At 72.2% G+C, this 19,367-nt stretch carries 23 protein-coding genes; 11 read left to right on the plus strand and 12 right to left on the minus strand.

Features of this window, described 5'->3' with window-relative positions:
- The first annotated feature begins 30 nt into the window (after nucleotides 1–30).
- From FHX44_RS17800 to pyrE, 3 genes are read left to right on the plus strand one after another with little or no spacing between them, the layout of a single operon-like run.
- Nucleotides 31–687 (plus strand): type III secretion system chaperone family protein, encoded by a 657-nt coding sequence (locus FHX44_RS17800; RefSeq protein WP_147256816.1) that lies wholly within the window; start codon nucleotides 31–33, stop codon nucleotides 685–687.
- A 24-nt stretch (nucleotides 688–711) separates the two neighbouring features.
- Nucleotides 712–1,500, plus strand: a complete 789-nt coding sequence (locus tag FHX44_RS17805) for an SDR family NAD(P)-dependent oxidoreductase (protein WP_147256817.1) — start codon at nucleotides 712–714, stop codon at nucleotides 1,498–1,500.
- Nucleotides 1,497–2,066, plus strand: coding sequence for an orotate phosphoribosyltransferase (pyrE, locus tag FHX44_RS17810; RefSeq protein ID WP_147256818.1), 570 nt, complete (start codon nucleotides 1,497–1,499; stop codon nucleotides 2,064–2,066). Before FHX44_RS17805 ends, pyrE begins: the two co-directional genes overlap by 4 nt.
- A gap of 11 nt (nucleotides 2,067–2,077) precedes the next feature.
- On the opposite strand, the gene FHX44_RS17815 is transcribed toward pyrE, so the two are convergent.
- The 4 genes from FHX44_RS17815 to FHX44_RS17830 all read right to left on the minus strand — a co-directional run bounded on the left by FHX44_RS17815 (nucleotide 2,078) and on the right by FHX44_RS17830 (nucleotide 6,773).
- Entirely contained in the window at nucleotides 2,078–3,070 is a 993-nt protein-coding gene (locus FHX44_RS17815) for a Pecanex-like protein 1 (RefSeq protein WP_147256819.1), read from the minus strand.
- A 75-nt stretch (nucleotides 3,071–3,145) separates the two neighbouring features.
- Nucleotides 3,146–3,739 (minus strand): hypothetical protein, encoded by a 594-nt coding sequence (locus FHX44_RS17820; protein ID WP_147256820.1) that lies wholly within the window; start codon nucleotides 3,737–3,739, stop codon nucleotides 3,146–3,148.
- Nucleotides 3,740–4,247: 508 nt separating this feature from the next.
- Entirely contained in the window at nucleotides 4,248–5,399 is a 1,152-nt protein-coding gene (locus tag FHX44_RS17825; RefSeq protein ID WP_147256821.1) for a DUF4142 domain-containing protein, read from the minus strand.
- 48 nt (nucleotides 5,400–5,447) lie between these two features.
- Complete coding sequence (locus FHX44_RS17830) at nucleotides 5,448–6,773, minus strand: ferredoxin reductase family protein (protein ID WP_170308944.1); 1,326 nt, start codon at nucleotides 6,771–6,773, stop codon at nucleotides 5,448–5,450.
- Between the two features lie 787 nt (nucleotides 6,774–7,560).
- On the opposite strand from FHX44_RS17830, the gene FHX44_RS42190 reads away from it, so the two are divergent.
- Together FHX44_RS42190 and FHX44_RS17835 are read left to right on the plus strand one after the other, a co-directional pair.
- Nucleotides 7,561–7,716, plus strand: a complete 156-nt coding sequence (locus FHX44_RS42190) for a hypothetical protein (RefSeq protein WP_170308945.1) — start codon at nucleotides 7,561–7,563, stop codon at nucleotides 7,714–7,716.
- A 29-nt stretch (nucleotides 7,717–7,745) separates the two neighbouring features.
- Nucleotides 7,746–8,414 (plus strand): TrmH family RNA methyltransferase, encoded by a 669-nt coding sequence (locus FHX44_RS17835; protein ID WP_147256823.1) that lies wholly within the window; start codon nucleotides 7,746–7,748, stop codon nucleotides 8,412–8,414.
- Between the two features lie 91 nt (nucleotides 8,415–8,505).
- Here the strand turns inward: FHX44_RS17835 and FHX44_RS17840 are convergent, their stop codons facing one another.
- Nucleotides 8,506–8,913, minus strand: a complete 408-nt coding sequence (locus FHX44_RS17840) for a DUF4262 domain-containing protein (protein WP_170308946.1) — start codon at nucleotides 8,911–8,913, stop codon at nucleotides 8,506–8,508.
- Between the two features lie 70 nt (nucleotides 8,914–8,983).
- Here FHX44_RS17840 and FHX44_RS17845 point away from each other — a divergent pair, with 70 nt between their 5' ends.
- Together FHX44_RS17845 and FHX44_RS17850 are read left to right on the plus strand one after the other, a co-directional pair.
- Nucleotides 8,984–9,676 carry an HAD family hydrolase gene (locus FHX44_RS17845; protein WP_246170455.1) on the plus strand — a complete coding sequence of 231 codons (693 nt, stop codon included), beginning with the start codon at nucleotides 8,984–8,986 and terminating at the stop codon, nucleotides 9,674–9,676.
- Nucleotides 9,677–9,691: 15 nt separating this feature from the next.
- Entirely contained in the window at nucleotides 9,692–10,117 is a 426-nt protein-coding gene (locus FHX44_RS17850) for an NUDIX domain-containing protein (protein ID WP_147256826.1), read from the plus strand.
- 3 nt (nucleotides 10,118–10,120) lie between these two features.
- Here the strand turns inward: FHX44_RS17850 and FHX44_RS17855 are convergent, their stop codons facing one another.
- Nucleotides 10,121–10,759: a DJ-1/PfpI family protein gene (locus FHX44_RS17855; RefSeq protein ID WP_147256827.1), complete on the minus strand. Its 639-nt coding sequence runs from the start codon at nucleotides 10,757–10,759 to the stop codon at nucleotides 10,121–10,123.
- Nucleotides 10,760–10,770: 11 nt separating this feature from the next.
- Nucleotides 10,771–11,742, minus strand: coding sequence for a GlxA family transcriptional regulator (locus FHX44_RS17860; RefSeq protein ID WP_246170456.1), 972 nt, complete (start codon nucleotides 11,740–11,742; stop codon nucleotides 10,771–10,773).
- A 78-nt stretch (nucleotides 11,743–11,820) separates the two neighbouring features.
- Between FHX44_RS17860 and FHX44_RS17865 the strand changes: the two genes are divergently transcribed.
- Nucleotides 11,821–12,885: a glycoside hydrolase family 76 protein gene (locus FHX44_RS17865; RefSeq protein ID WP_147256829.1), complete on the plus strand. Its 1,065-nt coding sequence runs from the start codon at nucleotides 11,821–11,823 to the stop codon at nucleotides 12,883–12,885.
- A 54-nt stretch (nucleotides 12,886–12,939) separates the two neighbouring features.
- Here FHX44_RS17865 and FHX44_RS17870 read toward each other — a convergent pair whose 3' ends face one another.
- The 4 genes from FHX44_RS17870 to FHX44_RS17885 form a co-directional block, all read right to left on the minus strand.
- Nucleotides 12,940–13,632 carry a DedA family protein gene (locus FHX44_RS17870; protein WP_246170457.1) on the minus strand — a complete coding sequence of 231 codons (693 nt, stop codon included), beginning with the start codon at nucleotides 13,630–13,632 and terminating at the stop codon, nucleotides 12,940–12,942.
- Between the two features lie 52 nt (nucleotides 13,633–13,684).
- Entirely contained in the window at nucleotides 13,685–14,326 is a 642-nt protein-coding gene (locus FHX44_RS17875) for a DedA family protein (protein WP_147256830.1), read from the minus strand.
- An 18-nt stretch (nucleotides 14,327–14,344) separates the two neighbouring features.
- Nucleotides 14,345–14,572, minus strand: a complete 228-nt coding sequence (locus tag FHX44_RS17880) for a hypothetical protein (RefSeq protein ID WP_147256831.1) — start codon at nucleotides 14,570–14,572, stop codon at nucleotides 14,345–14,347.
- 155 nt (nucleotides 14,573–14,727) lie between these two features.
- Nucleotides 14,728–15,627 carry a LysR family transcriptional regulator gene (locus tag FHX44_RS17885; protein ID WP_147256832.1) on the minus strand — a complete coding sequence of 300 codons (900 nt, stop codon included), beginning with the start codon at nucleotides 15,625–15,627 and terminating at the stop codon, nucleotides 14,728–14,730.
- Nucleotides 15,628–15,725: 98 nt separating this feature from the next.
- On the opposite strand from FHX44_RS17885, the gene FHX44_RS17890 reads away from it, so the two are divergent.
- Nucleotides 15,726–17,183 (plus strand): MFS transporter, encoded by a 1,458-nt coding sequence (locus FHX44_RS17890; RefSeq protein WP_212612532.1) that lies wholly within the window; start codon nucleotides 15,726–15,728, stop codon nucleotides 17,181–17,183.
- 18 nt (nucleotides 17,184–17,201) lie between these two features.
- Here the strand turns inward: FHX44_RS17890 and FHX44_RS17895 are convergent, their stop codons facing one another.
- A complete protein-coding gene (locus tag FHX44_RS17895; protein WP_147256834.1) occupies nucleotides 17,202–17,780 on the minus strand; it encodes a SigE family RNA polymerase sigma factor in 579 nt (192 codons plus the stop codon).
- A gap of 88 nt (nucleotides 17,781–17,868) precedes the next feature.
- Here FHX44_RS17895 and fbaA point away from each other — a divergent pair, with 88 nt between their 5' ends.
- Nucleotides 17,869–18,900 (plus strand): class II fructose-bisphosphate aldolase, encoded by a 1,032-nt coding sequence (gene fbaA / locus FHX44_RS17900; RefSeq protein ID WP_147256835.1) that lies wholly within the window; start codon nucleotides 17,869–17,871, stop codon nucleotides 18,898–18,900.
- 49 nt (nucleotides 18,901–18,949) lie between these two features.
- The gene (locus tag FHX44_RS17905; protein WP_147256836.1) at nucleotides 18,950–19,363 is read left to right on the plus strand and encodes a DUF3151 domain-containing protein; all 414 of its coding nucleotides are present in this window, start codon (nucleotides 18,950–18,952) and stop codon (nucleotides 19,361–19,363) included.
- Nucleotides 19,364–19,367: the final 4 nt, after the last annotated feature.

A 19,367-nucleotide genomic window follows, 5' to 3' on the forward strand; every position in this document is an offset into this window, starting at 1 on the left:
CGGGGCCTTGCGCCGCTACGCTGCTCGACCGTGGGCCTCTCGTCGACGGTGTGGTTCGTCATAGCCGTGATCGCGCTGCTGGTAGGTGCAGTCTTGCTGCTCGCCGACAGCCGTCGCGGCTCCGGGGCGAAGGACCGGAAGCGGTGGGCCGCGCTGCGCGGCTGGGAGTTCCTGGACACCGATCCGGTGCTTCCCAGCCGCTGGCGCTACGGCACCATCCACCAGGGCGGCCCGGGCGTGGCACGGAACCTGATCAGCGGTGACGTGCCCACGCCGGACGGGCCCCGGATGGCGTACGTGTTCGACCACGAGCAGGCCGGGCGGCTGACCTCGGTGCTGGTCGCGGTGCAGCTGCAGGAGCCGCTGCCGGCGGCCGTCGAGCTGCGGCTCCCGTCGGCCCCGCTGCCCGACGACGCAGGGCTGGACCTGCTGCAGCCCGTCGGCGAGCGGTACGCGTTCGTCTCCGACGCCGCCGCGGTGCGTCCGTTGCTCACGCCGCGGCTCGCCACCGCCGCGGATGCGCTGGGCGACGACGTCGAGCTGCTCTGGGGTGAGGAGTCGTGGGTGCTCGCCACGGCGCCGCTGAGCTCGAACGCCGAGCGCGTGCAGGACCTGCTCGCCGACCTCGCCGAGTTCGCCACCGCCCTGGAGCAGGGGCTCGGTGTGCGGCTCCGCAAGGAGTCCTGAGCGTCCACAAGTAGGGTCGGGGTCGTGCCCACCGCATTGATCACCGGGGCGACGTCGGGGATCGGTGCCGCCTTCGCGAGCAGACTCGCCCGGGACGGCCGTGACCTCGTGCTCGTCGCCCGCGACGGCGAGCGGCTGGAGGCGGCCGCCGCCCGGCACCGCGAGCGCGGGGTGTCCGTGCAGGTGCTGGCGGCCGACCTCACGACCGTCGAGGGGCGGGAGCGGGTCGCGGAGCGGCTGGCCGATCCGGATGCCCCGGTCGACCTGCTGGTCAACAACGCGGGCGCCACGCAGCCGCATCGCTTTCTGGCGGCCGACCCGGCCGCGTTGCTCCGCCAGCACGACCTCAACGTCACCGCCGTGCTGCAGCTGACGCGGGCCGCCGTGCCGGGGATGGTCCAGCGGGGGCGTGGTGCCGTGGTGAACGTGTCGAGCATGCTCGGATTCGTCACCGGCAGCCGCTCGACCTACACGGCCGAGAAGGCGTGGGTCACCGTCTTCACCGAGGGCATCGCGGCGACGCTCGCCGGCAGTGGGGTGCGCGCGCTCGTGCTGTGCCCCGGATTCGTCCGCACCGAGTTCCACGAGCGTGCCGGACTGGAGGTGGGCGCACGCCGCGGGCTCATGTGGCTGGACGCGGAGCGCGTCGTCGAGGAGTGTCTCGCCGACCTGGCGAGGGGGAAGGTGGTTTCCGTGCCGAGCCCGCAGTACAAGGTGCTCGCCGCCCTGATCGATCTGTTGCCGCGGCCGGTGCTGCGGCGGTTGATCGCCGCCGGCGAGCGGCGGGGTGAACGCAGCGAGGGCGAGCGATGAGCGCGGACAGCGAGCGCGAGGAGCTGGCGGCGCTGGTCCGCGAGCTGGGCGTGGTGCACGGGCGGGTCACGCTGTCCTCGGGCGCCGAGGCCGACTACTACATCGATCTGCGCCGCGTCACGCTCGAGCACCGGGCCGCCCCGCTCGTCGGGCGGCTGCTGCGGGTGCTCACGGCCGACTGGGAGTACTCCTCCGTCGGCGGCCTCACCCTCGGCGCCGACCCGGTGGCCGACGCCGTGCTGCACGCCGCGGCCGCCGAGCGCGCCATCGCGCCCGAGACCCCTCCGGTGGACGCGTTCGTCGTCCGCAAGAACACCAAGCAGCACGGGATGCAGCGGCTCATCGAGGGGCCGGACATCGCGGGCCGCACCGTGCTCGTCGTGGAGGACACCTCGACGACCGGCGCGTCGGTGCTCACGGCGGTCCACGCGGTTCGGGAGGCCGGAGCCGAGGTCGCCGGTGTCGCGACCGTGGTGGATCGCGACACCGGCGCCCGTGAAGCCATCGAGGCCGAGGGGGTGCGCTACCGCGCGCTGCTCGGCCTGGCCGACATCGGCCTCGCCTAGCGGGGCACTAGCTACTGGACGGTGATCCGGACTACGTCGAATGCCGGGGTCTGGTTCGCCCGCTGCATCATCGGGACGCGGTGGGACCCGTCACCGGCCCACACGGCGCACTGGGCGGTGCCGGCCGGTAGGCCGCTCACCGTGATGTTCACGGTGTCCGGGGCCTCACCGCCGCCGTTGTCCTGGGTGGCCAGGAAGAACTCCGGGGCCGGTGCCGCGTCGGGCGCCTCATCAGTGCTCTCGAGCATGCGGCAGGCCGTGTGGAAGTGGCCGCGCTGGATGCCGTCCTCGTTCAGGAACGAGCTCTCCCGGTAGTAGCCGCCGGCGGCGGCGCCGAGGAAGCGGTCGCGGATGAGGTTGCGGGTGCTCACCGAGATCGTGAACTCCTGGTCGGCGCCGACGGTCTGCGGCGCGTCCGTGATGAGCAGCGACGGGCTGTTGTCCTCATCCGCGACCTCCCCGAAGGAGGTCGAGACGCAGGCCGGCGCCACCTCGAACCCGGTGTGCGGTTCCAGCCGGCTGTTGGTGCAGTCCGTGCCGAGGACGTCGAGCTCGTCGTCGTCTTGTTTCTCGTCCTTCTCGTCCTTCTCGTCTTTCCCGTCCTCACCGTCGGCGGGAGGCGGCTTCTCCTCTTCATCGCGGCCGTTCCCCGGGTCGTTCTCGTCGCCCCGTGCGTCGTCCCCGTCGGTCTGACCGTCGTTCTGCTCGCCCTGCGCCGGGTCCCCGTCCTCCGAGGCATTTCCCTCATCGGCGGGTTCATCCTCGCCATCGGACTCGCCGGACTGCTCCTCGTCGGCTCCGCCCTCCGCGGCGGCGCCGTCCTCGTCGTCGATCGGCTCAGCGGCGTCGACACCACCAACCTCCACGGTGGTAGTGCCGGTGTCGCCGCTGTCGGCCAAGGCGGTTCCGCACGCGGTGGGTAGGAGCGTCACCACAACGGCGGCGGCGTAGAGAGCGATCTTGCGAGTGGTCGAGGGATGCCGGGCGGTGCTGTTCGGGGACATGGGTCCTCAGTTCGGGGTCCGGGACGCGGCGGCCGGCGGGGAAGCACGGCCGCCGCGCTCCGATGCGGTCTTCTGCTACTGAACCGTGATGCGGACGGCGTCGAATGCCGGTGTCTGGTTCGCCCGCTGCATCATCGGGGTGCGGTGAGAACCGTCGCCGGCCCACGACGCGCACTGGACGGTGCCCGCGGTGTCTATGCCGGGCACCGTGATCTCCACCGTGTCCGGAGCCGCACCGCCACCGTTGTCCTGCGTGGCGACGAAGAACTCCGGGGCCGGTGCCGCGTCGGGCGCCTCAGCGGTGCTATCGAGCACCCGGCACGCCGTGTGGAAGTGACCACGCTGGAGGCCCTCCTCGTTCAGGAAAGAGCTCTCCAGGTAGTAGCCGCCGGCGGCGGCGCCGAGGAAGCGGTCGCGGACGAGGTTGCGGGTGCTCACCGCGATCGTGAAGTCCTCGCCGACGGCCACGGTCTGCGGGGCCTCCGTGATGAGCAGCGACGGGCTGTTCTCCTCCGCCGCGACCTCACCGAAGGAGGTGGAGACGCAGGCCGGTGCCACCTCGAACCCGGTGTGCGGTTCCAGCTGGCTGTTGGTGCAGTCCGTGCCGAGGACGTCGAGCCCGTTGTTGCCTTCGTTGCCGCCTTCGTTGGCGGGGGGCGGCGGCTCCACTCCGCCGTCGGGCTTGCCGGGTCGGCCTCCGGCCTGGCCGCCCTCATTACCGCGACCGTCGCCGATGTCCCGGCCGCCTCGGCCATCGCCTCGGCCATCGTTGTTCCGGCCGTCGTTCCGACCGCGCTGCTGGGCCGCCTCACCTTCCTCGGGTGGCGGTTCCTCCGCAACGGCGCCGGCCGGCTCCTCGCCCTGTTGGGCGCCTTGCTCTGCGGCGCCTTCCTCCGCGGGGGCGTCGTTCGCAGCGGCGTCGCCCTCGTCAGGGATCGGCTCAGCTGCCGATACACCACCGACCTCCACGACTTCAGGAGCGCTGTCGTCGGCGTAGGCGGCGCCACAAGCGGTGGGTAACACTGTCACTACGAGAGCGGCGGCGCAGAGACCGATCTTCCGCCGGGTAGAGAAATGTCGGGCTGTACTGCTCGGGGACATGGGTCCTCCGTTCGGGGATCGGGGACAGGCACACCGGCGGATGGGCCGCCGGTGCTGCGGCGCGGAGAGCGGGGAGCTAGCGCCGCGTCGAGTGCCGTGCTCGCCGGGAGCGCGGCATCCGGTGGGAACCGGACGTGGAGGCGGATCGGTGTGAGCCGGTGTCGCTGACGGCTCGCTGGGAGCCGGTGTCGGTGACCGATCGGTATGAGCCGGAGTCGTCGACGGACCGGTGGGAGCCGGAGTCGGTCGCGGCCCGCTGGGGCCCGGTGTCGACCAGCGCGGTGGTGCTGCGGGTCCTCCTGACCGCGGCGTGTCCGCCGGAGTCCGGGGACAGCCGGTAGGCGCCGGTGTCCGAGACCGTGGCCACGGGGACGTCGCTGATCACGGGGATCGGGCCGGTGTCGTCGATGCCCATGCCGCGCGGTGCCGGAATCGCGGCCACCGCGGTGAGCTCCGGGAGGCGCGTGGCGGGATGCGAGATCGGAGGCTGGGGGACGGTGACGCGCTGACGGCGGCTGGGGGCCGTCCGGTTGCGCAGGCCCCAGAAGAGGGCGATCGCGGCGAGCAGCGCGGCGATGAACACGAGGAACGGCACGAGCAGGTCGCTCATCTCGGTGCCGCCGCCGAGCAGGCCGGGGCCGTGGTGGGGCAGCGCCGAGTAGTCGACCAGCCCGGTGCTCTCCAGGTACTGGTGATGGCGAGTGACGAACTCGTTGCCCGTTTCGGCGAACGTTCGGATGAGGTCGTTCTGGGTGCTGCTGCGCACCTCGGAGATCACCGGGAGGATCTGCCCGTGGGCCTCGCGCACGATCTGCACGAACGTGCGGTCGTAGTCCGAGCCGGTCTTCGACGAGATCTCGGACATCCACGCCATCTGCTGGGCGTTGGGCCCGCTGGGCAGCGGAACGCCGAGCTGGTCGGCGACCTTGCGCACCTCCTCGTCGAGCTGGGCGTGTTCCTCGGCGAGCTTGCGGCCGACCTCGCGTACCTCGCCGCGGGTGGCCATCTGCTCGGCCTGCTGGCCGGTGGGACCTTCCCACAGCCCGGCGAGCCGGACCCTGACGAGCAGGTCCCGATCGGCGGGCCCGAGCGGGCCCCACTGCGTCTGCGTCCAACCGCTCGTGCCGGGTGCCCCGGTGGCCCAGGACTGGTACACCGAGGCCGAGACGGCGAGCAGCACCGTGATGACGACGGCACCGCGGAGTATTCGGGGGATCCGGCGGAGCATGGGGGCCTTCCTCTTGGGGAGCGAGGGGGGAGCTGGGGGAGCGCTCGCTCAAGCCATGTCGAACTGTTCGGTGTAGATGCGGTCGGGAGCGGCGCCGAGGAGGTCCAGGGCGCCGAGGGCGTCGGTGACGAGGGCCGGCGGACCGCAGATGAAGTAGTCCACCTCCGCCGGGGGCGGGGTTCCGCCGAGCACCGCCGAGAGCAGCTCGGCGTTGACGTCCCCGGTGGGACCCGACCAGCCCTCCACGGGCCGGCGCAGCACCTCGGTGACCTCGAGGTCGACGATGCGCCGCAGCTGCGCGAGCTCCGCCCGGAACAGCAGGTCCTCCGGGGCGCTCGCGACGACGATGAGTCGGTACGGGCGCGGGTCGCACCGATGGGCGGCGGTACGCAGCATGCTCATCATCGGGGTGATGCCGACGCCGCCGGCGATCATGACGAAGCCTGCCGACGTCTCGACGTCGTTGGTGAAGGCACCGTGCGGCCCGTCCACCCACACGGTGGCGCCGATGGGGAGGCGGCGCAGCGCGCGGGTGAAGTCGCCCGTGTGGCGGATCGTGAACTCGGTGGCGTCGGAGTGGGCGCTCGACGCGATGGTGAAGGGGTGTTCCTCGGCCATCGCGGAGCGGCCCAGGCGGATCCAGGCGAACTGGCCGGGGGCGAACGCCCATGTCGTCGCGGGCCCGCCGGACCGGCTGCACGGTTCGAGCACCAGCGTGCTCACCGTGGGGTTCTCGCGGCGGATGTCGCGGACGACGAACTCGGTGGACGGGTCGAACAGCCGGCGCCATACCCAGCGGTGCCCGAAGACCACCGCGAGCAGCAGGACGAGGAGCACGAACATCGGGCCGATCGTGGCGTCGCGCACCAGCTGGTCGAGCAGCCAGACGTGCAGCGCCGCGGCGACGAGCGCGGTGGCCGCGAGCGTGACGTGCGACCACTTCCACAGCTCGTAGGACAGCCGGGCCTGGTTCCGCATCACGGTCAGGCCGGCCAGTGCGACGAGCGCCAGCGTCGAGACGGTGGCCGCCTTCGCCCGGCCGGGGGCCGAGGTGAGGTCGAGCAGGGTGACGTTGGCCGGGTCGGCCGCCACCACGCAGGCGAGGTGGGCGAACACGAGCGCCGCGGTGACCACCCCGAGGAATCGGTGCAGGTCGATCACCGACTCGATGCCGAAGGCGCGGTTGAGCGAGCGCAAGCGTGACGGCAGCACGGCGGCGGACACGAGTGCCGACAGCGCGAGAAGACCGGTGAGCACCGAGAGCCGGTGCCAGAGCCCACCGGACGACGACAGCGCGAGGTAGGCGAGCGCCGGGACGCCGATGACGGCCCCGAGTCCGCTCAACCACGACACGCGCAGTAGCCGCTGCTCCATGGCCGGTGACCGTAAGAGGTGGCGCGGCATCGTGGTTGCGAAGCTGAGAGTGCAGTGGGCCGGAAGCGGTTGCCGGCGCGACGAATGGCGTCGGATTGCACCGTTTGCCGTAATGGTTGGACCGAACGCGACGTAACGCCTTCAGGCAGTGACCGCTCATCCTTGCGATTCGGACGGATCACGCCATTCGTCGACGGCCCTGTACCGCAGGGGGACGTCACTGCGTGCGAGCGGCGCCGGCGCGTCGCCGGACGGGTCGACGACCGGGCGACCCGTGATCATTCCGAGACGAAAAGCGCCGCAACCGTTCGGCGCATTCCCAGGCCGGAGGCTCGCCGCGTACCCCGAGATCACCGCCAGGTCACGGCAGGGGACGCCACGGCTCGCCGTCCCGATGCCCGGCTCGGCCCCTGCTGGTCGTCCTGGCGACGGCGCTCCCGCCGTCGGTGGCGCCCCGAATACGACTTCGGGAGACCGGCAAACCCCATGCCTTCCTCGATGCCGGCGCGTTCATGAACATGTTCTCAGGTGCCGGCATCGTCGAGATCGAGTCGCTGTTCCGGAAGCGCGTTGCGCTACGGCGCTCGCGTTTCCCGCCCGCCGACCCGCGAGCCGACCGACACCGGTATCGCTGCCTCGGCGGCTCCCTGACGCATCGCCGGGAACCCCTCCCCGGGTCCGTGACGATCCTGCGCGACGTGGAGAGCGCCTTCGGGAACGCGGCGGCCTGCTCGTCGGGGGTCGTTACCGGCTGCACGAGCAGCTCGGCGGTGACGATCGTTCCCAGGTGTGGCGGGCCACCGACGAGGTGCGGGGCCGGATCGTCGCGTACGTCGAAGCGGTGTCGGTCTACGTCTACGACCAGCGCGCGGGCGCCGATACGTGCGGTGCGGCGACGGCGGTCGCCGGTGCCGCGGTGGCGAAGCTCCCCGCGCCGAGCTGAGGCGGGCGTCCGGCAGGCATCATCGCCGCATGGATGTGGAGGCCGACGTGGCCGGGCCCAGCGAGTGGGCGGTTGCGGGCCAGGTGGGTGTGGGGCCGTGGCCGGGTGGACCCGCGGCGTGGCCGCGCGACGAACGGTACGACCCCGAGCTGCTCGAGCACGGCGACTCGCGCAACGTGGTGGACGCGTACCGCTACTGGCGCCGCGACGCGGTGGCCGCCGACCTGGTGCGCCGCGCCCACCCGTTCCACGTCGCCATCGAGAACTTCGGCCACGACCACAACATCGGCACCGTGGTGCGCACGGCCAACGCGTTCGCCGCGGCGGGCGTGCACATCGTCGGCCGCAGGCGGTGGAACCGGCGCGGCGCGATGGTGACCGACCGCTATCTGCGGGTGCATCACCACGACGACGTGGCAGGCCTCGAGGAGTTCGCCCGCGCGCACGGCCTCACCTTGGTGGCGGTGGACAACACCCCCGGAGCTGCGCGGATCGAGACCGCCCGCCTGCCGCGGGAGTGCATGCTGCTCTTCGGCCAGGAAGGCCCCGGGGTGACCGATGAGGCCCACGCCGCGGCCGCGCTGACCGTCTCCATCGCCCAGTTCGGCTCCACCCGGTCGATCAACGCGGGCGTGGCCGCCGGCATCGCGATGCACGCTTGGATCCGGCAGCACGCCGACCTCGAGGCCGCGTGGTAGTGGGACAGCGCGGCCACGCGCCCCACATGGGCCGGGAGGCCTGCGAGGACCGTGTCGAGCGCGCGGTGCCGCCATCGCCCGCGTTCAGGCGTCAGACCGGCGCGAGCTCGTCGGCCGGCACAACCAGTAGCGCGCTGACCGGCGGACCGCCCGGTGCGCGGTAGAGGTCGTTGGCGGCGAAGAGCCAGTCGGCCGACTCGGGGAACGTGAGCAGGTGGACGTCGCCGCAGCGCAGCCGGACCCGCTCGCCGGGCGCGAGGCCGCGGCCGAGGCGGACCAGCTCGCCCAGGTCGTTCAGCACCCTGGCCGCGACGCCGGGAGCGGTGGCGAAGAGTATGAGCTCGGGGTGGCCGAAGCCGGACAGACCGACCGTGTAGACGTACGACGGGCCGTCCTCGTCGCCGGGCATGGGCTGCAGCGCCCAGCCGTGGCGACGGATCGTGTCGCGTTGCCAGGCGTCGTACTGGTCGGCCTGGTGGGTGGATGCGATGTGCTCCATGTGTCGAACATACATTCGATCCCCGACAAATCCAGTGAGGCTCGCGCGCCGGGATTTGTACGCTCGGCCCGTGCCGACCCACCGCCAGACGCTCGTCTTCGACGCCGACGACACCCTGTGGGAGAACAACGTCCTGTTCGAGCGGGTCATCGACGCGTACCTCGACTGGCTCGCCCACCCCACCCTCGACCGCGCCGCCACGCGCGCCGTGCTCGACGAGGTCGAGCGCGCCAACGTCGTCGTGCACGGGTACGGCACCGCGAGCTTCCTGCGCAGCCTGCACGACTGCTTCGAGCGGCTCAGCGAGCGACCCGTCGGCCCCGCAGAGGCGCGGGAGATCGAGGAGCTGGCGGCGGCTCTCGTGTTCGACGAGGTCGAGCTCGTGCCAGGGGTCGCGGACACCCTCGCCGAGCTCGGTCGCCGCCACGAGCTCCTGCTGCTGACGAAGGGCGATCCGGCCGAGCAGCAGCGCAAGATCGACGCCTCGACCCTCGCGCACCACTTCGCGAGCGTGCACATCGTGGCCGAGAAGCACGCCGGCACCTACCGGTCGCTCGTCGCCGAGCAGGGCCTCGTGCCGGGCGCGACCTGGATGATCGGCAACTCCCCCCGCTCGGACATCCTCCCGGCCCGCGCGGCGGGCCTGAACGCCGTCTTCATCCCGAACCAGCACACGTGGGTGCTCGAGCACGACGAGCTCGACCCCACGGACCGGGGGGTGCTGCACCTCGAGCACTTCCGAGCGCTGACGGAGCACTTCTAGCCCGGAGGGTTTGTCATGGCCGTTGATCCGCAGAAGGACCCGGCCGTCTCGGTCGTCTTCATCTGCCACGACGGGCGGGGCCGGGTGCTGCTCGCCCGGCGCGGTGCAGGCGCGCGGGACGAGCCGGGTACGTGGGACACCGGCGCGGGAGCACTGGAGCACGGCGAGTCGTTCGCCGATGCCGTCAGGCGCGAGGTGCGAGAGGAGTACACGGCCGACGCGCTGGACGTCGAGACGATCGGTGTCCGGAACGTCCTGCGCGACGGATCGCACTGGGTGGCCGTCGTCAACGCCGTGCACGTGGACCCGGCAGCGGTCGCCATCGGGGAACCGCACAAGTTCGACGAGCTGGGCTGGTTCGGCCTCGGCGAGCTGCCGGTGCCACTGCACTCGCAGCTGGCCGAGACGATCGCCCTCTTCCGCGTCTGGTCGGGAGCCTGACGCTCAGGCGCGCACCTTCGCGTACTCCGCCACCCGTTCCATTACGGCGGCGTCGACCTTGCTCGGGTGCCCGGCGTCGAACGGGGGCTGCGGGTCGTACTCGATGAACACCTGCGCGGCCTTCGCCGCCACGTCGTCGACGAGCAGCTCGACGAGCCGGATGGCCATGTCGATGCCGGAGGACACGCCCGCGGCGGTGATGATCCGCCGGTCGAGGTGCTCCACCACCCGTTCCTGGACGGGCTCGGCACCGAACCGGCGCAGGTGCTCGTAGGCGCTCCAGTGCGTCGTGGCGGTGAGCCCGTCGAGCAGGCCGGCCGCTGCGAGGGCGATCGAGCCGCTGCAGACCGACGTCGTGTACCGGGTGCCGGGGTGTACGGCGCGCAGCCACTCGAGGTACGGCCCGCCTGCGAGCAGGTCGCCGGTGCCGACCCCGCCGGGCACGACCACCACGTCCGGGGCGGGCACGTCGGCGAAGGTGGCGTCGACCGTGATGCCGAGGAACCCGTTGTCGGCGCGGACCTCGCCGCGCCGCTCGCCGGTGAACACGACGTCCAGCTCCGGAACGCGCTGCAGCACCTCGTAGGGCCCGATGGCGTCGAGTGCGGTGACGCGGGGGAACAGGGCGATCGCGACCTGCATGGGAATCCTCTCTAGTGGACCGCGAAGCGGCGGCGGTAGTGGTCGGGTGCGACGCCGAGGCGGCGCAGGAAGGCGCGGCGCATCGTCTCGGCGGAACCGAAGCCGGCGCGGGCGGCGGCCACCGTGACGAGCACCGGCTCGGTCTCCAGCAGGCGGCGGGCGGTGTCGACGCGCACCTGCTCGACGTAGTCCCCGGGCGGGCAGCCGAGCGCACGGGTGAACTCCCGGCTGAAGTGCCGCTCGCTCATCCCCACCCGGGAGGCGAGCACCGATACGCGCAGGTCGGCGGTCGGGTCGCCGTGGATGAGGTCCTGGGCCTCGCGGACGCCCGGCCGGCGCGCCGGCGGCGTCCACACCGGGCCGGCGAACTGGCTCTGCCCGCCGGGCCTGCGCAGGAACACCACGAGGTGGCGGGCCACGTGTTGGGCGACCTCGGCACCGTGGTCGGCTTCCACGAGCGCGAGCGCGAGGTCGATGCCCGCGGTGACGCCCGCTGACGTCCAGATCCGGCCCTGCCGCAGGTAGATCGCGTCGGGGCGGACGTCGACGGACGGGTGGGCGCGGGCGAGGTCGAGCGCGTAGTGCCAGTGGGTGGTGGCGCACAGCCCGTCCAGCAGACCGGCGGCGGCGAGTGCGAAGGATCCGGTGCACACGGACACGACCCGCTCGGCGCGGCCGGCCGCACGGCGCAGCCAGTCGACGAACGGGTCGGCGCCGGACATACCGGTTGCGGTCTCGCCGCCGGGCACGAGCAGGGTGCCGATCGGTCCCGACTCGGGCAACGGGACGTCGGCCACCAGCTGCAGGCCGCTGAGCCCGCGGACCGGGCCCGGCCGCTCCGCCGCCAGCGTCACGCGGTAGCCGGAGCCGCGTCCACGGTGCTCCAGCAGCTGTCCGGCACCGGCCAGCACCTCGTGGGGCCCCGCCACGTCGAGCGGCTGAACCCCGTCGAACAGCGGGATCAGGACCTCGTGGACGGGCACGAACCCAGCGTCACCCGGCCCGATCTTGGCGTCAACGACGCGGATCCCTCGGTTTCGGACATCGGGCAGACTGGCCAGATGGCTGCGGCGGACGTCGACTGGAGGGAGCGGGCGGGCATCGCCGAGCGCGCTGTCGTCCGCCGGCATCTGCGCCGCATCGGTGGCGTGCTGCCGGGCACCCGGATCGGTCGGGTCCGCTGGCCGCGCCGGGCGCCCGCCGCGCTCGCGCCGTGGCACTACTGGTGGCAGGCGCACCTGCTCGACTGCCTGATCGACGCGCAGCTGCGCGCACCGAACCGGTCGCGGCCCAAGGCGATCGCGGCGTTCGCCCGCAGCGTGCGGCTGCGCAACGGCGGGTCGTGGCTGAACCGCTACTACGACGACATCGCCTGGCTCGGTCTCGCGCTGCAACGCGGGGGCACCCTGGTCGGGCGGTCCGGCCATTCGGCGCTGCCGAGGATCATGATCCGGTTGCACGACGGCTGGACCGAAGGCGGTGGCGGCGGGATCTGGTGGCGCCGCGACGACGACTTCAAGGCGGCTCCCGCCAACGGCCCGGCGGCCATCCTGCTGGCGCGCGACGGGCAGTCCGCATTCGCCGCCGCCATCACCGACTGGATGGCCGAGACGCTGGTCGATCCCGACTCCGGGCTGGTCCGCGACGGCGTGCGGATCGCGGCCGACGGCACTGTGCGCGCCGTCGAGCCGTACATCTACACCTACAACCAGGGCGTCTACCTGGGGGCGTGCGTGGAGCTCGCCGCCCGCGACGGCCACCAGCGCTGGACCGACCGGGCGCTCGCCCTCGTCGACGCGGTACGGCGGCGGCTCGCCGGGCCGGACGGCGTGCTGCCCGGTTCGGGCGGGGGCGATGGCGGCCTCTTCGCCGGCATCACGGCCCGCTACCTCGCCGACGCGGCCCTGCGCGTCCCCGAGCTGGCAGTCGCCACGCGCGAGCTGGTGTTCGCCAACGCCGAGGCGGTCTGGAAGGGCCGGGCCGAGATCGGGGGTGGGCCGGTGTTCTCGGCCGAGTGGCGTGACCCCGCGCCGGAGCCGCGGCCCGGGCTGCCGGAGGCCGACCTGTCCGTGCAGCTGTCCGGCTGGATGCTCCTGGAGGCCGCCGCACGCCTGCAGGAGGCCTGAGGCCGTCGCGACGATCCACGACGCGCGTGCACGGAGAGCGCGACTCGCGGGAGGTCAGGCGGCGTCGCGCAGGTCCTCGGGCCCGTCCTCGGGGTGGGGGGCGGCCTCGTCGACCGGCTTGCGCACGTCCTGCAGGTACCGGTAGAGCCCGTAGCCGCTGCCGACGACGAAGAAGCCGACGGCGAGGATCGTGGCCACCTCCTTGAGCCACGGGAGCGTGTCGAGCAGACCGGCGCCGTAGTACCCGAGCATGATCAGGGTGGGCACCCACAGGAGCGCGCCGACGGCGTTGGCCACGATGTAGCGGCGGTTGTCCATCCGGGCGGCGCCGGCGATCATCGGCGCGAGGGTGCGCACCCACGGCAGCCAGCGGGCCACCACGATGGCCCAGAAACCCCAGCGCTCGAAGAACGCGGCGGCGCGTTCGAGGTTGGCGCGGTTGAGGATGCGGCCCTCGCGGCGGGCGAGCATGCGGGTGCCCGCGTAGCGGCCCACGAGGTAGCCCACCTGGTTGCCCCCGACGGCGACGGCCGCGGCCACGAACCCGAGCGTCCACGCGGTGGCCTCATGGGAGCCGTGGGCGAGCACCACCCCGGCTGCCAGCAGGAGCGAGTCGCCGGGCAGGAACATCCCGATGATGAAGGCGCACTCGAGGAAGACGAAGGTGAGGACGATCGCCCACACCGTGATCGGGCCCGCCTGGTCGAGCGGGCCGGCGAGGGCGAGCTGCGGCAGGGCGACGGTCACGGGACTCCAGACTAGGCGGCTTCCCGGACGGTCGTCGGCGCTCGGCCGTGCGTTACGCCGCCTGCCTGCCCGGCTTGCGCCGCGCGCGCAGCAATTCGACGACGATCGGCAGCACCGAGAGCGCGACGATGAGGATCAGCATCAGCTCGATGTTCGCGCGCACGAACGCGAACTGGCCCAGCCAGAAGCCGAGGACGGTGACGCCCGCGGCCCACACGACGCCGCCGATCACGGAGTAGGTGAAGTAGCGGCGCGCGTCCATCCGGCCGACACCCGCCATGACCGTGATGAAGGTGCGCACGATCGGCACGAACCGCGCGAGCACGATGGCGCGGTTGCCGTACTTGTCGAAGAAGCCCTGTGTCTTCACGACGTGCTCGGGCTTGAACAAGCGGGACTGCGGCTTGTCGAAGATCGCCGGCCCCGCCTTGTACCCCACCCAGTAACCGGTGGCGTTGCCGATGACGGCGGCGGCCACCAGGATCGTGCACACCAGCCACAGCGGTGCGTCGATCGCGCCCTGCGCGACGAAGAGTCCCGCGGTGAACAGCAGCGAGTCACCTGGCAGGAAGAAGCCGAGAAGCAGGCCGCACTCGGCGAAGATGATCAGGGCGAGCCCGACGAGCGCCCATGGCCCGAGCCACGAGATGATCGTGTCGGGCTGCAGCCACTCCGGGCCGAGTGCGAGCGTCACGACAAGAGACGGTACCGGTCACCCCAGCGGGGGCAGCACGCCTGGGGCCAGCAGGGACATCAGGCCGAGCATCGTGCCCAGCGCGGCACCGCCGAGCAGGGCGAGCAGGAGTGCGGTTGCGGTGCTCGTGCCGGCCCGCCCGGAGACGTGGCGCGCCGGGCGCGTGGCGCCCCGGCCGCCGGCGCCGGTGGCCCTTGCCTGCAGCGCTTCGGCGAGCCGACGCTCGGACTCGTCGGTCGCGGTCACAGGCCTATCGTGCCGTAAAAGGGCGCGTCCGGCCGATCTGGGTCGACGGGCCCGGCGATCCGGGCCGCTCCCGGACGCTCTGTCGAGCCCCGGGATTGACGAGGCGGAGGAGGCCACCGTGGCGGCCGTCCGCGCACACGTCGGCGACCTCCGCCCTACGCGGTAGGCGGATCGAGCGTCCCGGCCACCGCTGCAGCGGCGCGGATGGTGGCGTTCTCGTGGGACGTGCACCAGACCAGGCACAGGTCCAACGGTGGGAGGTCGTTGATCGGGACGTACGTCAGATCGTCACGGTTCACCACCTCGGACAGCGAACGCACGGTGGGGTGCACGAACGAGCCCTTCGAGACATGGGCGACGTACTCGGCCATCGTGCTGATCGTGGTCTCCACCCGCACCCGCGGGATGGGGGTTCCGTCGACGTTCATGGGCGGGAGGATCGTGTCGAGGACTTGTGGTGGTGCGAAGTTGGTCATCAGCGTCCAGTGGTCGACCTCCAACGCCGATATCGACCGGCGCCCGGCGAGCGGGTGGTCGGCGGTCATCACGGCCACCCGCTCCTGCCGGTCGATCGCAGGACCTTCGGTGAGGTCGCCGCCCGCCGCCCCGGTCCGCCACATCAGGAGGACGTCGATCTCACCGGTCCGCAGATCGTCGTACGGCCGTGCGAAGGTGACTTCCCGGTGGATCACGGAAACGTCGGGGTGCCGGCGCTCGAACGCCCGCACGAAGTCGGCGAGCGCCCTGCCTGCCGTCGTCGGGGTGAAACCGATCCGGATCTCCCCGGCGAGCCGCCGGCCGGCGTCCCGTACGCACTGACCGGCGGCGAGCAGCTGCTCGTAGGCCGTGCCGACCTCGTCGCGGAATCGCATGCCCAGTGGTGTCAGCCGAACCCGGCGGCTCGTCCGGTCGAACAGCATCCCGCCGAGCTCGCGTTCCAGCGCGGCCAGCCGCTGTGAGACCCGTGGTTGGGAGATGTGCAGCCGGCTCGCGGTGCGTCCGAAGTGCAGCTCCTCGCCGAGCACCAGCGCGATGCGTATCTGATCGAGGTCCATGACCACCCCGGATCGATTCGTGCGACGAATCGATCGTAGCGAAGTCCGCCGTTGATCGGATCGAAGCGGCACCGAACCATCGACGCATGGATGCCGCGATGCCGACGAGTGTCCGGTTGGCCGAACCGGCCGGCAGGTGGGTGCTGGCCGTCACCGCGCTCGGCTCCGGGTTGGTGCTGCTGGAGACGACCGTGGTGAACGTGGCCCTGCCCGCGCTCGAGCGCGGCCTGGACGCGTCCCTGGCCGAGTTGCAGTGGACGGTCAACGCGTTCACCTTGGTCCTGTCCGCGTTGATCCTCTTGGGCGGTGGGCTCGGTGACCGCTTCGGCAGGCGGCGGGTCTACCTGGTCGGTGTGGTGTGGTTCGCGGCCGCGTCGCTGCTGTGCGGTCTCGCGCCCAGCGCGGCCTGGCTGATCGCGGGGCGGGTGTTGCAGGGCATCGGCGGAGCGCTGATCGTCCCGGGGTCCCTTGCTCTGATCCAGGCCTCGTTCCATCCGGACGATCGGGCGCGAGCAGTGGGCTGGTGGTCGGGGTTGAGCGGGATGGCAGGCGCTGCCGGCCCGCTGGTCGGCGGCGCGCTGGTGGACGCGGCGGGCTGGCGGTGGGTGTTCCTCGTCAACCTCCCGATCGCGGTCGTGATCGCGGTGCTCCTGGCCCGCCACGTGCCCGAAAGCCGGGACGACCGCCCCGCTCACCGCTTCGACGTGGCGGGAGCGCTGCTGGCGGCGGTGGGACTCGGTGGCGTGACCTATGCACTGATCCAGCCCTCCAGCGGCGGTTGGATCGCCGCAGCGGTGGGTCTGGTCGCCTTCGCGGGCTTCGTGCGGGTCGAGCGCCGCAGCCAGGCCCCGATGCTGCCGCTGGGACTGTTCGCGTCACGACGGTTCAGCGCCGCCAATCTCGCCAGCTTCTTCCTGTACGGCGCGCTGGCCGGGTTCATCTTCTTCCTGCCGATCCAGTTGCAGCTCACCGTCGGCTACGCCCCGCTGGCGACCGGGCTGGCGCTGCTCCCGCTCACCGTGCTGACGTTGGCGCTGTCGGCGAGGGCCGGTGCGCTCACCGCCCGCATCGGTCCGCACGTCCCGCTGGCGGCCGGCTCGCTGTGTTGTGCCGTGGCGCTGCTGCTCGCAACCCGGATCGGCACCCAGTCGTCCTATCCGGCCGAGGTGCTCCCTGTCGTCGTCCTCACCGGCATCGGCATCCCGCTGATCACCCCACCCATCACCACCACCGTGCTCAGCGCCGTTCCCGACGCGCGCGCGGGTATCGCCAGCGCGGTCAACAACGGGGTGGCCAGAGCCGCCGGTCTGATCGTGGTCGCCGCGCTCCCGCTGCTGGCCGGGCTGCCGCAGGACGCCGCCGACGACCCGGCCGCCCTCGACCGGGGATTCGACGCCGCCATGCTGATCTGCGCGGGCATGTTCCTGCTGGGCGGCCTTGTGGCATGGCTCGGAGTTCCACGCCGGGCTTCCGCCGCGCCCGCCCCGGCCTCCCCGTACCACTGGACGGCGAGCTGCCCGCAGCTCGAGCCCGCTGCAGAGAGGCCCGCCCGCTGACCGGCAGACGCGCCCTCGTCAGGTACGCGAACCCATGACCCGGGCGACGGCGTCGAGGGCCCGGCTGGCCGTGGACTTGACCGTGCCGCGGCTGATGCCGGTGGCGTCGGCGATCTCGGCCTCGGTCAGGCCTCCGTAGTACCGCAGTACCAGCACCTCGCGCTGCCGGGGCGGCAGCGTGGAGAGCGCGTCGACCACCGCCTGGTGCTCGGCGGAGAGCATCGCGAGGGACTCGGCCGAGCGGGCGTTCACCTGGTGCGGGGGCACGTAGTCGCGCGCGGTGCGCCTGCGGCGCAGCACCGAGCGCGACCCGTTCACGACCGCGGTGCGCAGGTAGCCGACGGCCGCGGCCTCGTCGCGCAGCCCCGACCAGTGCCGGTGCAACCCGGCGAACGCCTCCTGCACGACGTCCTCGGCCGTGCTCGGGTCGTCGACGAGCAGCACGGCGAGGCGCACCATCCGCATGCGGTGGTCGCGGTACAGGTCGGAGATCGTGAGGGGGGCGCCCGGCGCGTGGGCGTGCTCGGGCCGCGCGTCGAGGCGTCGCAGTCGCGACAGCGTGGCCTCGACGGCATTTCCCCCGCCATCCCCCAGCACCCCACCAAGACTAGTGGGCGCCGCCGCCGGGGACGGCGAGCGGGCCGTGCGGGATACTGATGCAAGCCGCGAGTCGAGGAGGTCAGCCGTGCCGATCGCCACCCCCGAGATCTACAACGAGATGCTGGACAAGGCCAAGAGCGGTGAGTTCGCCTACCCGGCCATCAACGTCACGAGCTCGGAGACGCTGAACGCCGCGCTGCGTGGCTTCGCCGAGGCGGAGAGCGACGGCATCGTGCAGTTCTCCACCGGCGGGGCGGAGTTCGCCTCCGGCGGCAAGGTCAAGGACATGGTCACGGGCGCCGTGGCGCTCGCCGAGTTCGCGCACGTGGTGGCCGAGAAATACCCGGTCAACATCGCGCTGCACACCGACCACTGCCCCAAGGACAAGCTCGACACCTACGTCCGCCCGCTGATCGCGATCAGCCGGGAGCGGGTCGACCGGGGCGAGAACCCGCTGTTCCAGTCGCACATGTGGGACGGCTCCGCCACCGAGCTGCACGAGAACCTGCGGATCGCCGCCGAGCTGCTCGACAGCGCGGTCAAGGCGAAGATCATCCTCGAGGTGGAGATCGGCGTCGTGGGCGGTGAGGAGGACGGCGTCGCCAACGACATCAACGAGAAGCTCTACACCGCGCCCGGCGACTACGAGGCCACGGTGGAGGCGCTCGGCGGCGGGGAGAAGGGTCGCTACCTGCTCGCGGCCACGTTCGGCAACGTCCACGGCGTCTACAAGCCGGGCAACGTCAAGCTCCGCCCGGAGATCCTCAAGCAGGGCCAGGAGGTCGCCACCGCCAAGCTGGGGCTGGCGGAGGGCTCGAAGCCGCTCGACCTGGTCTTCCACGGCGGGTCCGGCTCGCTGCTCGAGGAGATCCACGAGGCCGTGAGCTACGGCGTCGTGAAGATGAACATCGACACCGACACCCAGTACGCGTTCACGCGCCCGATCGCCGCGCACATGTTCACCAACTACGACGGCGTGCTCAAGATCGACGGCGAGGTGGGCAACAAGAAGGTCTACGACCCGCGCTCGTACATGAAGGCCGCCGAGGCCGGGATGGCCGCGCGGGTGACGCACGCCTGCGAGAACCTCAAGTCGACGGGCACCACGCTGCGATGAGCGAGCGTCAGCGAGCGAATCATCGGCAGAGCGTCAGCGAGGCCGCACGATGAGTCTTCAGGGGAACCTGCTCGGGCCGGAGCCGACGCTGCTGCCGGTCGACCCGGCCGCCGCCGAGCTGGACCGGGGCACCGACGCCGCGCAGGTCGCGGCGGCACACCCGACGTCGAGCCTCGCATGGGCGGTGCTCGCCGAAGGCGCGCTCGCCGCCGGGGAGACGATCACCGGGTACGCCTACGCCCGCACCGGCTACCACCGGGGGCTCGACCAGCTGCGCCGCTCGGGGTGGAAGGGGTTCGGCCCGGTGCCGTGGTCGCACGAGCCGAACCGGGGCTTCCTGCGGGCACTGGCCGCCCTCCACAAGGCCGCCGCGGCGATCGGGGAGACCGACGAGGCGGAACGCTGCCGTGTCTTCCTCTCCGACTCCGACCCCGAGGCGGCGGCCGCGCTCGGCCTCGGCTGACCGA

Source organism: Pseudonocardia hierapolitana (assembly GCF_007994075.1).
In the GTDB taxonomy this organism is placed as follows: domain Bacteria; phylum Actinomycetota; class Actinomycetes; order Mycobacteriales; family Pseudonocardiaceae; genus Pseudonocardia; species Pseudonocardia hierapolitana.